This window comes from Marinicella marina (assembly GCF_030065545.1).
GTDB classification, from domain to species: domain Bacteria; phylum Pseudomonadota; class Gammaproteobacteria; order Xanthomonadales; family Marinicellaceae; genus Marinicella; species Marinicella marina.
In genome coordinates, this window is the sequence record NZ_JASJNC010000006.1 from 37,703 (window position 1) to 51,188 (window position 13,486).

Below are 13,486 nucleotides of genomic sequence, written 5' to 3' on the forward strand. Positions count from 1 at the left end.
CACAATCATTATTAACATTAACAGAACTCACAGACCTATGACCATAAAATACTCAGAATACCCAGATAGCAAAGGCCATTTTGGCCAATTTGGCGGCGTGTTTGCCAGTGAAACACTGATGCACTGTTTAGAGGAGCTCAACCAAGCCTATGCCCGTTTAAAACATGATCCTGAGTTTTTGGCTCAGTTCAATCAAGATTTGGCTGATTATGTGGGACGCCCGTCTCCTTTGTATTTGGCCGAACGTTTAACCAAACATTCCGGTGGTGCCAATATATGGCTCAAACGTGAAGACTTAAACCACACTGGGGCGCATAAGATTAACAACACCGTAGGGCAGATTTTGCTGGCCAAGGCGATGGGCAAGAAACGCATCATTGCTGAAACCGGTGCTGGACAGCATGGTGTTGCCACGGCAACAGTTTGTGCCCGTATGGGCTTGGAATGTGTGGTTTACATGGGCGAAGTTGATATCGAACGCCAAGCCATCAACGTTTATCGGATGAAACTGATGGGTGCCGAGGTTCGCAGTGTCGATTCAGGCTCCAAAACATTGAAGGATGCATTGAACGAAGCGATGCGTGATTGGGTGACCAACGTAGATGATACTTTTTATATCATAGGCACCGTGGCTGGACCTGATCCTTATCCGCAAATGGTTAGGGACTTCAATTCAGTCATCGGTAAAGAAACCAAGAAGCAATTTGCTGAAAAAGTTGGCGGCCTACCAGATGCTTTGGTGGCTTGTGTGGGCGGTGGTTCAAACGCCATTGGTTTATTTCACCCCTTTTTAGATGATGAGTCAGTCGCTATTTATGGCGTTGAGGCTGGTGGATTGGGGCCTGAAACCAAAGAGCACGCTGCATCTATCACCGCAGGTAAAGTGGGTGTGTTGCATGGCAACCGCACTTATGTCATGTCAGATAGCCAAGGACAAATCATAGAAACTCATTCTGTATCAGCGGGTTTGGATTATCCAGGCGTTGGTCCTGAGCATGCTTTCCTCAATGAAACAGGTCGAGCCAAGTACGTTACTATAAACGATGATGAAGCTTTGAAGGGTTTTCATGATTTAACCAGAATTGAGGGTATTCTGCCAGCATTAGAAACCGCGCATGCTGTGGCCTATGCGCAAAAGTTAGCTGCAACCATGCAACCCGGTCAAAATATCATCGTGAATTTATCTGGACGTGGCGACAAAGACGTCCACACCATTGCTGCAATTGAAGGGGTGATGGTATGAGCCGTTTGTTACAGACATTCAGAGATTTGGATAATAAAAAAGCGCTGATCCCTTTTGTGACTGCTGGCTATCCACATCCTCACTTGACAGTTGATATCATGCACGAGTTGGTACGCCAAGGCGCCGACGTGATTGAACTGGGAATGCCTTTTTCAGACCCTATGGCCGATGGACCAGTGATTCAAAAATCATCTGAATCAGCCATTAAACAAGGCATAGGTATTGAAAAAACCATAGATTTGGTCAAACAATTCCGCCAACAAAACAACAGCACGCCAGTGGTGTTGATGGGTTACCTCAATCCAGTGGAATGTATGGGCCACGATCATTTTGTCTCAGCAGCCAAATCAGCGGGTGTTGATGCGCTTTTATTGGTTGATAGTCCACCTGAAGAGTCTTCAGATATCCTGCAGCAATTGAAAACCAATCAGTTAGAGCAAATATTTTTAATCGCTCCAACCACCACTGAAAAGCGCATGACGATGATTTGTGAACATGCCTCAGGTTTTGTTTATTACGTTGCTTTGAAGGGCGTTACAGGTTCCGCTGACTTGGATGCTGATTCAGTTAATGCAGACATCAAAAAGATCAAACAACACACGGATTTACCTGTAGCTGTGGGCTTTGGTGTCAAAGACGCGGCATCTGCTGTTGCGGTGGCAGAAGTGGCAGATGCGGTGGTGATAGGCAGCGCGTTGGTCTCTGCTTTAGGTGATTGTGATGATGCTGCAACTGCAGCTAAAGTCATTGCTGATTTCATCAAACCTATCAGAACGGCATTAGATTCGTTATAATCAACGGCCAAATTAGAAAAACTTTGTGGGGTTTCAATGAGCTGGTTCCAAAAAATAATGTCATCGCGTATTCGCACCGAAGGCGGTAACAAGAAAAAGAACATACCGGAAGGTTTGTGGGGAAAGTGCAAATCTTGTGAGGCTGTTTTGTACCAACCAGAATCATTAAAACAAGGTAAGGTTTGCCCCAAATGTGGCCACCATGATTCTCTGTCAGGTCGTGATCGAATTGAGTTTTTTCTTGATGATGCGCCAATAGAAGAAATTGCAGCCAACGTCAAGCCAGAAGACCCATTAAAGTTCAAAGACAGTAAGAAATACAAAGACCGCATTGTGGCCACGCAAAAAAGCACTGGCGAAAATGACGCTTTGGTGGCGGTAAAAGGCCAGCTTAAGGGGCGTGATGTGGTAGTCACAGCCTTTGATTTTAAATACATGGGTGGATCCATGGGATCAGTGGTGGGTGAGAAATTTGTCCGTGCCGCACATCTGGCCCTGGAACAAGGTTTGCCTTTGATAAATTTTGCAGCATCTGGTGGCGCCAGAATGCAAGAGTCTCTGTTTTCGCTGATGCAAATGTCGAAAACTGCTGCGGCCCTTAAACGCATGAAAATGGCGGGTTTGCCATATATTTCGGTGTTAACTAACCCAACCACAGGTGGCGTATCGGCTTCGTTGGCGATGTTGGGTGACATCAACATTGCAGAGCCCAATGCCTTGATTTGTTTTGCTGGACCTCGGGTGATTGAACAAACTGTTCGTGAGACCCTCCCAGAGGGTTTCCAACGCAGTGAGTTTTTATTAGAAAAAGGGGCAATTGATATGATAGTGACTCGCCATGATTTGAGCGATCGCATTGCTCAGATACTGGATTTATTGAAGCCATTGCCTCAAGCAGCTGTTCTGACCGATGAATCAGCCGTTGAACCAGATGAAATCATTGTGGCCGATGACCACCCCAAAGGGACAGAATAAAACGTCTGCGAAATCAGCCCTAGCAATCAAACTAGACGAGCTGAATCAATATAAGATTGATTTGGGCCTGGACCGTTTGCAGCTGGTCATTGAGCAATTAGCCATAGCCTCTGAGCTACCACAAATCATCACTGTGGGGGGTACCAATGGCAAAGGTTCTACTGTTGCCGCAATCTGCTCCTTACTGAAAACCCAGAACAAAACATACGGTGCTTTCACTTCTCCACACTTGTTTAAATTCAATGAGCGCATTGAGGTCAATGATACCCTGGCAACAGATGATGAAATCCTCAAAGCATTCAACACAATAGATGAGGCCAAGGGAACCATCAATTTATCTTATTTCGAGTATGCTTTTTTAGCTGCTCTGTTGGTGTTTATTGAGCATCGAGTGGAAGTGATGGTGCTTGAAGTTGGGCTGGGTGGCAGACTGGACGCCACCAACGTTCTGGATGCCGACGCTTGCGTTATCACCACTGTGGACTTAGACCACACACAATGGTTGGGTGATACCATCGAGGCCATTGCCATGGAGAAGGCCGGTATCATGCGTGCTGAAAAGCCGATTATTTTTGGTGCAAGTAACACCCCAACAGCGATCATTGAACAAGCCGAAAGCATTGGAGCCAGACTCTATCAACAGGGTATTGATTATCAGCTGGCAATGACAGATGTGGGTTTTGATTATGTTCAGTCTGACCGGCGTTTTACTGGTCTAAATAAACCCCAGTTGTTGGGTGATTACCAAATCCAAAATTTTGCCTCGGCTTTGACTGTATTGATCACTTTGGGTTATGAGTTCAATACCAAGCAGTTGAACCATGCGCTGTCATCATGGCATATCAATGGCAGACTGCAAATCATGAACAATAAGCCACTGGTGGTGGCTGACGTGGCGCATAACCGACAATCTGCGCAACAATTGGCCAAATATTTACATGATCATCCCGTTGCGGGACAGACCCGGGCTGTTTTTTCAGTATTGGCTGATAAAAACTTGGCATCATGGCTGGGTGAGTTGGTAGGTGAATTCAGTCATTGGTTGATTTTTCCATTAAACAACCAAAGAGCCATGCCAATCGATGAATTGAAGATTACTCTAGCAGATGATGTGGGGGTGTTGTCACAGTTTGAAGATGGTGAAACGGCACTGCAGGCAGCCAAGTCGCTGTCAGATGTCAATGATAGGATTGTCGTATTTGGTTCTTTCCACGTTCTGGAGGAAGTTTTTTCCAGCGACCTGTAACTGGCAGATGAATTAACTTTGTCCCTGATTCCATAATAAGAGCTCTGCTCGAACCATGATTCCAACCCTGTTGTGGTTTTATTGACCGGAAATAAAAAAACCGCTGACTTTACAGACAGCGGTTTTGTAAACACAGATCTTCAACTCAAAAATCAGTTACAGCTACCGTATGTGATGACATCATTGTAGTTGATTTGATCAATATAAAAGCCTTCCTCTTCATAACCGGGATCAGTTGAAAAGCTCCATCTGATTAATACCGACTCGCCTGAGTATGCTGATAAGTCATGAGCAAATGGATCGAAGCCTGAAGAAGCGCCACCAAAGGCGCCTTGGGAGGCTGGGTAGCCACAGGCGTTGATGGGTGGGTTCAATGTTTCGCTGAAGTCACTGGGGTAACCGCCGACAGGTGGTAAGTCACTCCAGTTGTTGCCGCCATCAGTTGATATTTCAACCACCACACCATCCCATTCTGCCTCAATCTGGTACCAAGCTTGGTAATCAATACTGGGTGAGCCAGAGGCGGGTATTTCAATCAATGGTGAAACCATACGCGCGCAGGTGTTTGATGTATAAGTTGATGCGCCTTCAAAGGTGCTGCGATAACTCAGTGTGCCATTGCTGGCACGGTCATTGGATACCGACCAAGTGCCTGATAAGTTCATTAGTAAGCTGTTATCAACATCGTCGCTGAAAGTGCCAACACTGCCGGTTGGTGTTCCCAGTGCGGTTGCAGCCAGTTCTGGCGATAAATCAGCAGCGTTGCCGTTGTTGACTGCCTCAATGCGATAGAAGTAGGGCACATCGGCATCCGCTGATGAGTCACTGTAACTGGTGGCATTGGTAACAGTGTCAAGTAAGCTGGTGGCATCAGCCACAAAATTATGATTTGTGGAGCGATAGATGTTGTAGCTGACATCAGAGACGGTCGGACAATTGCTCACAGCACTGGGCCAAGTGAGTCCAATGCTGCAACTGGCATTGACATTGTTGTCTATGGCTGATGCGTTGGCGTTGAATGCTGGAGGCAGCAGACAGGCCTGATCAGATGTGATATCAACACAGTTAGAGTAGGGACTGACAAAACCGCTGTTTACGGCACGAACTTGATAGGCGTACTCGTAACCACCGGTGGTCTCACTGTCGATAAATGCAGTTCCTATTTCGCTGCCAATGTAACGCATGGTTCCTGGCTCCATCGAAGCACAGGTGCCGTTACTGCGATAGATTTCATAACTGCTGGCATTGTTGAGGCTGTCCCAATTCAAGCCGATTCCAGTGGTGCCCAGGTCCGTGGCAATCAGGTTTGTTGGCAGGTCTGAATCAAACCCGTTGCTGAAAATTAAATCAGCCGCATTCAACTCTGGCGTATCTAAATCACCCGAAACCACCAATGCAAATCCTTGTTGATCAGAACCTAAGGTGCCATCACCTGGGATGTTGGTGGCATCCACTGTGATTTGATAAGCACCTCCAGTGGGGCTGGTGAAACGCACTTGCTCGACATTGTTGATGGCATCAGCAGAGCCGCCTGTGGTTGATTCTGAGCCACTGAAGCGATTACCTAGATAGGTGCCATCTGGTGTGGTCACACTCAAGTCCAGGTTGTTAACCAAGGTCACGCCTGAACCCGTTGGACCAGATAAATCATACCAAGCCAATGTGGCTCGAAATTCCTCGCCAGGATTTACCACAACCTCAAAATCGAGACTGTCACCCGTGTTTAAACCACTGTCATGGGTTACATCCCAGAACCTAAAGAATCTCTGATCACCGGCAAAATGCAAGGTGTTTTCTAACCAAACTTTACCCCAACCGGCTCGGTTGGAGAAAAAGCCAACATCGGTGTTGGTTCCGTTGAGTAGCATGGCTTTCATCAATTGACCGCTGGGAGTGTAGCTGTCATTGCTGTTTTTGATGCCAGTTGGATAAAAACCATCCGTAAAATATTGGCGTAATAAGGCTGTAGCACCTGCGGTAATGGGTGTGGCCATTGAGGTGCCGCTGGTGGAACGTCGAGAGGGTGCATCTATGGCGTTTGAATTATTGCTGTCGCCAGCTGCCGAACCAATTGAAGTTCCTGTGGCAGAAATGTCTGGTTTTAAGCGACCATCATCTGTGGGTCCGCCATTTGAATAACTGGCCACGGCGTCGCTGTCACCATGGTTCAAAGCGCCAACAGTTAAGCCGTTCTTTGAGTTGCCAGGTGAGCTGGTGGTACCACTGAATCCATCATCATTGCCTGCCGCAAACAGGATAATCATGTTATCCAAATCACGCAATGAGTCATCCAGGTTTTTATCAGATGAGACGTATTCACCAAAAGTTGAGGCACCGTAGCTGTTGGAATGGATTTTGGCCCCAGCATCATAAGCTTGTTGCCACATCGGCGATGATCCAGAACCGGTTAAACCAGCATTGCTACCTATGTCTTGGAATAATATTTGTGCATTGGGTGCCATACCATCATCATTGTCATAACCAGAGGAGGTGGGGGATGAGGTGCTTGGCGCCGGAGATTCACAGCTGCCAACACAGTCCTCTCTGTCTCCAGCAACTGAACCAGCAACGTGGGTGCCATGATAGGTGCCGTTGTCATAGGCGGTGGCGCCTGGCATGGTCCAATATGCGATGACTTTGTTGTTGGGGTATAAGGTGCCTAACAAGGGTGGAAACACACCTTCGGCATCGGTGATTGCGGTATTGACGCCACTGCCGTTATCATAATTAACAAACCAATCTTCATTCCGGTCTAATCCAGAATCAGCCACACCAACAATTTGGCCTGTGCCGAAAATGCCTTGATCGAATATAGGTGTATTTGTCGGTCGATACAGGCTGCCTGAACCGCCAGAGGGGCCTGCCGCTTGCACCGCAGAGACGGCCTCGGTGTTGAGGAATTTTTCAGCACGATAAATATTGATCCATTGAATGCCCTCAGCAGCTGCCAGTACATCAAGTGCCTGATTCAATTCAGTGGCTGCAACATCAAGTGCAATTTCGCCGCTGTTATCAGGGGCATTGGTGTTAATGAAGCTGGCATTGGGCAGTGATTTTCTGACCAAATTTTTTAATTGACTGGCATCGTAATCTTTGAACGCCCTGACCGTAATAGGGTAACTGCTGAGTGCTACTCTTTGGTTTTGCCACAGGTTGGGAGACACTTTATAGCCGGATTGGTAGGCGCCGTACCAGCGGATGTTGCTGTTGTTGTTGAGTTTTGTTGAATCAGCTTGACTCCAATTAACCACATAAGCATTGTTTGAGAATGATTGTAGCACTGTAAAGCCATTCTGTTGTAACCAGCTCGTGTCACTCTTGCCTGATTCAAATTGCACAATGCCGTAATGAGCTGAAGCCTTGTTGTTGATGCCGTTGGCTGCAAAACTCAGTGCTTGCTCTTTCGGGTCAAAGATGCCGGTAGCTAAGATCAGTGCATTGCTGTTGACGGCCTGTTTAATTTCATTGACTTCAGGTTGAGCGGAACTGAGTACCTGCTGGTTGGCGTAGGCGCAACTTAGTGAGCCTATCATCAGTGCTGCCACCAATGGTTTTAGGGTAAGTTTTTGTTTCATGTTTCCTCTTTTTTTATATAATTATTTGGTGATGAAACTTGTTTTAGTTTCAATCAAATGGCGCTCCACACAAGCACCTCTTACTTGGCTAATTTAAGCCAAGTTTCTACAACGGTGTCTGGGTTCAATGACACGCTTTCTATGCCATGTTCCATTAACCATTGGGCTAAATCTGGGTGATCTGATGGGCCTTGGCCGCAGATGCCTATGTATTTGCCGCGTTTTTTACAAGCTGTGATGGCCATCGCCAGCATTTTTTTCACCGCCGGGTCTCTTTCGTCAAAAAGATCAGCAATGATGCCGGAGTCTCGGTCCAGTCCCAGGGTTAGCTGTGTCATGTCGTTTGAACCAATAGAGAATCCATCAAAGATATCTAAGAATTCATCTGCCATCAAAGCATTGGATGGCAGTTCACACATCATGATGATTTTCAGGTCATTCTCACCTTGTTTCAGGCCATTTTTTGCCATCAGGTCAATCACGCCTTGGCCTTCTGCCAAAGTCCTGACAAAAGGCACCATGGCCCAAACATTGGTCAGTCCCATCTCATCTCGGATGTACTTCAGTGCTTCGCATTCCATTTCAAAACAGTCAACAAATGAGTCATCCAAATAGCGAGATGCACCACGGAATCCCAGCATGGGATTTTCTTCATGAGGTTCGTATTGTTTGCCGCCAATGAGGTTGGCATATTCGTTGGATTTAAAGTCAGACAGCCTGACTATCACTGGTTCTGGGCTGAAGGCAGCAGCCAAAGTTGAAATGCCTTCTGCCAAGCGTTTAACAAAATACTCCCGCGGAGAAGCATAAGCGGCAATCATCGGATCAGTGATGGCAGTCACCGCCTCAGGTTGTTGGTCGTAATTTAATAACACTTTGGGGTGAATACCTATCATGCGATTGATGATGAATTCGAGACGCGCCAAGCCGATACCAAAATGCGGCAGGTTTTGGAAATCAAACGCGCGATCTGGGTTGCCCACATTCATCATGATTTTCAATGGCGCCTCAGGCATGTTTTCTAAATCTGTGGTGTGGATATCAAAACCCAATTTTCCATCATAAACATAGCCGGTATCGCCTTCACAACATGATACGGTCACTTCTTGGTCGTGTGAGATTGTGCTGGTCGCATCGCCACAACCAACAATTGCTGGAATACCTAATTCACGTGCAATGATGGCAGCGTGACATGTTCTGCCGCCACGGTTGGTAACTATGGCAGCGGCTTTTTTCATGATCGGTTCCCAGTCAGGATCAGTCATGTCGGTAACCAGTACATCACCGCTGTTGATTTGATCCATTTGGGCGATGCTTTTGATGACTTTGGCGGTGCCTTGGCCTACTTTTTGTCCGATGCTGCGGCCTTCGCATACCACGGCGCCCTTGTTTTTCAGCGCATAACGTTCAATTTTCTGTCCTTGGTTTTCTCTGGATTTAACCGTTTCAGGCCTGGCTTGTACAATATATAACTCACCAGTGAGGCCGTCTTTGGCCCATTCGATGTCCATTGGACGACCATAATGTTGCTCGATGATCATGGCCTGTTTGGCTAATTGTTGAACTTCATCATCATTGATGGAAAATCGGGTGCTGCGATCACTTTCAATGTTTTGGGTTTGTACGCCTGATTCGCCATAAGTCATTTCAATCGCTTTTGAACCCAAGTTTCTGCGCAGTACCGCGGGTCTATCGGCTTTCAATGCAGGTTTGTAAACGTAAAATTCATCAGGGTTTACAGCACCTTGTACTACCATTTCACCCAGACCGTAAGATGAGGTGATGAACACCACATCATTGAAACCAGATTCGGTGTCCATGGTGAACATCACGCCACTGGCAGCAATGTCTGACCTGACCATCTGTTGAATTCCAGCTGATAGATAAACATCATCGTGTTCGAAACCATGATGAACTCGGTAGGATATGGCTCGATCGTTGTACAAAGAGGCGAAAACTTCATGGGCTTTGCTGAGGATTTCATCGGCGCCATGCACATTAAGAAAGGTTTCTTGTTGTCCAGCAAAAGAGGCATCAGGTAAATCTTCTGCGGTTGCTGAGGACCTTACAGCAACAGTAAAGTCATCACCTAAGTCGCCTTTCATTTCATCATAAGCAGTTCTCACCGCTGCTTCCAGTGGTGCTTGAAAAGGAGTTTCCAAGACCCAGTTTCTGATTTTTTCACCACTGCTCCGTAAATCATCAATGTTATCTGTATCAAGATTTTTTAATTCCTTACTGATCCTTTCGTTCAATCCAGAGGTTTGTAAAAACTCTTTGAAGGCATAAGCAGTGGTGGCAAAACCACCGGGAACTTTTACACCCAAGGCATTGAGGTGTGTGATCATTTCTCCCAATGAGGCATTTTTTCCGCCCACTTGGTCTAAGTCTTGCATGGTCAACTGGTCAAGTTTGATGATGTAATCTGACATGGATTTCCTAAGAATCGACAAAAGTGTTATATTCTATCGTCAACAGGCGGCTGCATAAACCGCAAAATCTGATTAATTATAAAAAATAACGTAAAAGTGGTTCCTTAATGAGTGAAGAAAAAAAATGTGCAATTTTCTATGTGTCTGACGGCACCGCCATCACGGCTGAAACTGTTGGTCGTTCTTTGATCAGTCAATTTAAAGGCATCGAGTTCGTTGAAAAACGTTTGGCTTTCATCAATGATGAGGCGGGGGCGCAAATTGCTGCTGATATCATCGCTAAAACACCAACAGACTTTCAGCCTTTGGTCATTAACACCGTGGTGGATATTAAATTACGTAAAATCATTCATTCGGCAGGTGGGTTAAAGTTAGACCCTTTTAATCGATTGCTCAGGCGGATTGAAAAAAACCTCAACATCAAAAGTGATCCTGGTGTAGGTCGCGCCCATGGCATGGTAGACAGTGCCTCTTATAATGACCGCATTGAAGCAACCAACTTTGCACTGTCTCATGACGATGGTGTGAACCTGAACTTGCACCAAGCTGATTTAATACTGTTGGGCGTATCAAGAAGCGGTAAAACGCCGACGTGCTTGTATTTGGCTTTGCACTATGGGCTCAAAGCAGCCAATTATCCCATCACCGATGAGGATTTAGAGCGCATGCGATTACCTGATGATGTGATTCAACACAAAGAAAAATTGTTTGGTTTGACCATTGATCCCTTTCGCTTATCGCAAATTCGCAGTGAACGCAGGCCCAACTCCAGGTATGCTGAATTGCGCAAGTGTCAAATGGAAGTCAGCGACGCTGAACTCATCTACCACCGCAATCAAATTCCATTTTTAAGTACAACACATACCTCAATTGAAGAAATTTCAGGTAAGATAATGATAGCTTTAGATTTAAATAAAAGACTTTATTAAATGTTGCTCACTGAACAATACTTAACCCATAGACAATACATCAGTCGACACAACATATCGCTGATGCAGTTACATGAGTTCAACCACAAATTGTTGAATCATTTATTGCCAGCACAATTAAGTGAGGCCAGCACTTATGTATCCAATGTTGATGACAAGCCAACGCTACAAGTTACCATCAGAGAACGTTTCAAGTTCACCACTGAACTGTCTATGTGTATGGTTTTTGACCAAGCAGTTTCCGATGCTTTGGTGATCAGGATCTACCACGATGCCCAGCTGGCTGAGCTGATTTATTCCAATGAATTTGAAAAGCAATACCGCCAAATGGGTGGGCAAGTGGATATAAAAAACCAGGCCAGCTTGCGCTTCAGTCAAAATTGTTTCCTCAATAAATGGTTGATATACCTGTTGCAAAATGGCTTCTGTCAATCAAATTGGGTAAAAACAGAATAGACACCAATAAAAATTAAATATACACAGCAAAAATAACAAAAAAAGAGAGAAAACCATGAAGCCTACTGACACTACTAAACCAGAGTATTTTCATAAAGTGGTTGATTGTCAATACGCCTGTCCGGCACACACACCTGTACCTGAATACATACGCTTAATTGCTGCCGGCAGGTATGATGATGCCTATATGATTAATTGGCAGTCCAATGTTTTTCCTGGTGTGTTGGGTCGAACTTGCGATCGACCTTGTGAACCAGCTTGTCGACGGGGGCGGATCGAAGAGGAGCCAGTGGCGATTTGTCGTTTGAAGCGGGTTGCTGCTGATAACAAATCTGACATCACACATAGGTTGCCAGCCATTCCAAAAGAAAAAAATGGTAAACGGGTGGCTCTTATCGGTGGTGGTCCGGCCTCATTGACAGTGGCCAGAGATTTGATGCCATTGGGCTACAGCATAGATTTGTATGATGACCAAAACAAGGGGGGTGGTTTTATGCGCTCTCAAATTCCATCTTTTCGTTTGCCAGAAGCAGTGCTTGATGAAGAAGTTAACTACATCTTGGATATGGGTGTGGTGACCCACTTTAATCAAGAAGTAACCAGTATGGCTGCTGTGTTGAGCAAACAATATGATGCAGTTTTTGTTGGCACTGGTGCACCCAGAGGCAGAGACCTGCCTGACCTGCCGGGCAGAAACTCAGGTGATGCCAATATTCATATTGGCATTGATTGGTTGGCCAGTGTGGCATTTGAACACATCGATAAAATTGGTAAGAAAGTGTTGGTACTTGGCGGCGGTAATACTGCGATGGATTGTTGCCGCACAGCGATTCGTTTAGGCGGTGAAGATGTGCGGGTGGTGGTTCGCAGTCCAAAGTCTGATATGAAAGCATCCCCATGGGAAATTGAAGATGCTGAACATGAAGACATCCCGATGTATGAAAACCACAACCCCAAAGCTTTTGTGACCGAAAATGGTCGATTGGTTGGCATGGTATTTGAACGTGTTGAGCCGGTTTTTGATGAACAGGGCAAAAGATCACTGGTGCCGACTGGTGAAGAGGTGATGATGCCATGTGACGATGTGTTGATGGCCATTGGTCAGTTGAATTCTTTTCCGTGGATTGAGCGCAACTTGGGCATTGAATTCAATGACTGGGATATGCCAGAGGTTGATAAAACCACATTTCAGACTTCATTGCCGCATGTTTTTATTGGAGGTGATGCTGCTTGGGGCCCTGAGAATGTCATCACAGCGGTGGCACATGGTCATCAGGCTGCCATTTCCATACACCACTATTGTCACGGCAAGTCGACCACAGATAGGCCTGCCCCCGAAGTTAACTTAACCAGTCAGAAGATGGGTTTTCATGACTGGTTGTATGATGCTCACATATCAGACGATCAGAGGCATGTTGTGGCCTTGATTGATAAACAAAAAGCAGTGGGTGATCGCAAGCTGGAGGTAGAAAAAGGTTTTGATTTATCTCAGGGCTACGAAGAAGCCATGCGTTGCCTGAATTGTGACGTGCAAACGGTGTTTGAAACTGATCGTTGTATCGAGTGTGATGCCTGTGAGGATATCTGTCCGGTGGATTGCATCAACTTCACTGACAATGCACCTGAGGATCTTTTGCGTGAGCAACTTAAGGTAAAGGCAACGAATAAAGACCAGGACCTTTATGTTTCTGATGAATTGAAAACCAAAAGGGTGATGGTCAAAGATGAAAATGTCTGTTTGCATTGTGGGCTTTGTGCTGAGCGCTGTCCGACTGGCGCATGGGACATGCAAAAGTTTTTATTACATGAAGCCACAGCTGGTAAGTAAAGGAGAGT

At 45.9% G+C, this 13,486-nt stretch carries 9 protein-coding genes; 7 read left to right on the forward strand and 2 right to left on the reverse strand.

Annotated elements, in window-relative coordinates; translation table 11 throughout:
• The first annotated feature begins 37 nt into the window (after positions 1-37).
• The 4 genes from trpB to QNI24_RS10095 are packed head-to-tail and all read left to right on the forward strand — an operon-like array spanning position 38 to position 4,258.
• The gene (gene trpB / locus QNI24_RS10080; RefSeq protein WP_267176920.1) at positions 38-1,243 is read left to right on the forward strand and encodes a tryptophan synthase subunit beta; all 1,206 of its coding nucleotides are present in this window, start codon (positions 38-40) and stop codon (positions 1,241-1,243) included.
• Complete coding sequence (gene trpA, locus QNI24_RS10085; protein WP_267176921.1) at positions 1,240-2,037, forward strand: tryptophan synthase subunit alpha; 798 nt, start codon at positions 1,240-1,242, stop codon at positions 2,035-2,037. The genes trpB and trpA overlap by 4 nt, the downstream gene beginning before the upstream one ends.
• A gap of 36 nt (positions 2,038-2,073) precedes the next feature.
• Complete coding sequence (accD, locus tag QNI24_RS10090) at positions 2,074-3,012, forward strand: acetyl-CoA carboxylase, carboxyltransferase subunit beta (RefSeq protein WP_267176922.1); 939 nt, start codon at positions 2,074-2,076, stop codon at positions 3,010-3,012.
• On the forward strand, positions 2,969-4,258 hold the full coding sequence (locus QNI24_RS10095) for a bifunctional folylpolyglutamate synthase/dihydrofolate synthase (RefSeq protein WP_267176923.1): 1,290 nt from the start codon (positions 2,969-2,971) through the stop codon (positions 4,256-4,258). Before accD ends, QNI24_RS10095 begins: the two co-directional genes overlap by 44 nt.
• A gap of 152 nt (positions 4,259-4,410) precedes the next feature.
• Here QNI24_RS10095 and QNI24_RS10100 read toward each other — a convergent pair whose 3' ends face one another.
• Together QNI24_RS10100 and ppsA are read right to left on the reverse strand one after the other, a co-directional pair.
• A complete protein-coding gene (locus tag QNI24_RS10100) occupies positions 4,411-7,833 on the reverse strand; it encodes a S8 family serine peptidase (RefSeq protein WP_267176924.1) in 3,423 nt (1,140 codons plus the stop codon).
• Positions 7,834-7,913: 80 nt separating this feature from the next.
• Positions 7,914-10,265, reverse strand: a complete 2,352-nt coding sequence (ppsA, locus tag QNI24_RS10105) for a phosphoenolpyruvate synthase (protein WP_267176925.1) — start codon at positions 10,263-10,265, stop codon at positions 7,914-7,916.
• A gap of 107 nt (positions 10,266-10,372) precedes the next feature.
• Between ppsA and ppsR the strand changes: the two genes are divergently transcribed.
• The 3 genes from ppsR to QNI24_RS10120 are packed head-to-tail and all read left to right on the forward strand — an operon-like array spanning position 10,373 to position 13,478.
• On the forward strand, positions 10,373-11,194 hold the full coding sequence (ppsR, locus tag QNI24_RS10110) for a posphoenolpyruvate synthetase regulatory kinase/phosphorylase PpsR (RefSeq protein WP_267176926.1): 822 nt from the start codon (positions 10,373-10,375) through the stop codon (positions 11,192-11,194).
• A complete protein-coding gene (locus QNI24_RS10115) occupies positions 11,195-11,650 on the forward strand; it encodes a DUF1249 domain-containing protein (RefSeq protein ID WP_267176927.1) in 456 nt (151 codons plus the stop codon).
• Positions 11,651-11,705: 55 nt separating this feature from the next.
• Complete coding sequence (locus QNI24_RS10120; RefSeq protein ID WP_267176928.1) at positions 11,706-13,478, forward strand: FAD-dependent oxidoreductase; 1,773 nt, start codon at positions 11,706-11,708, stop codon at positions 13,476-13,478.
• Positions 13,479-13,486 lie beyond the last annotated feature (8 nt).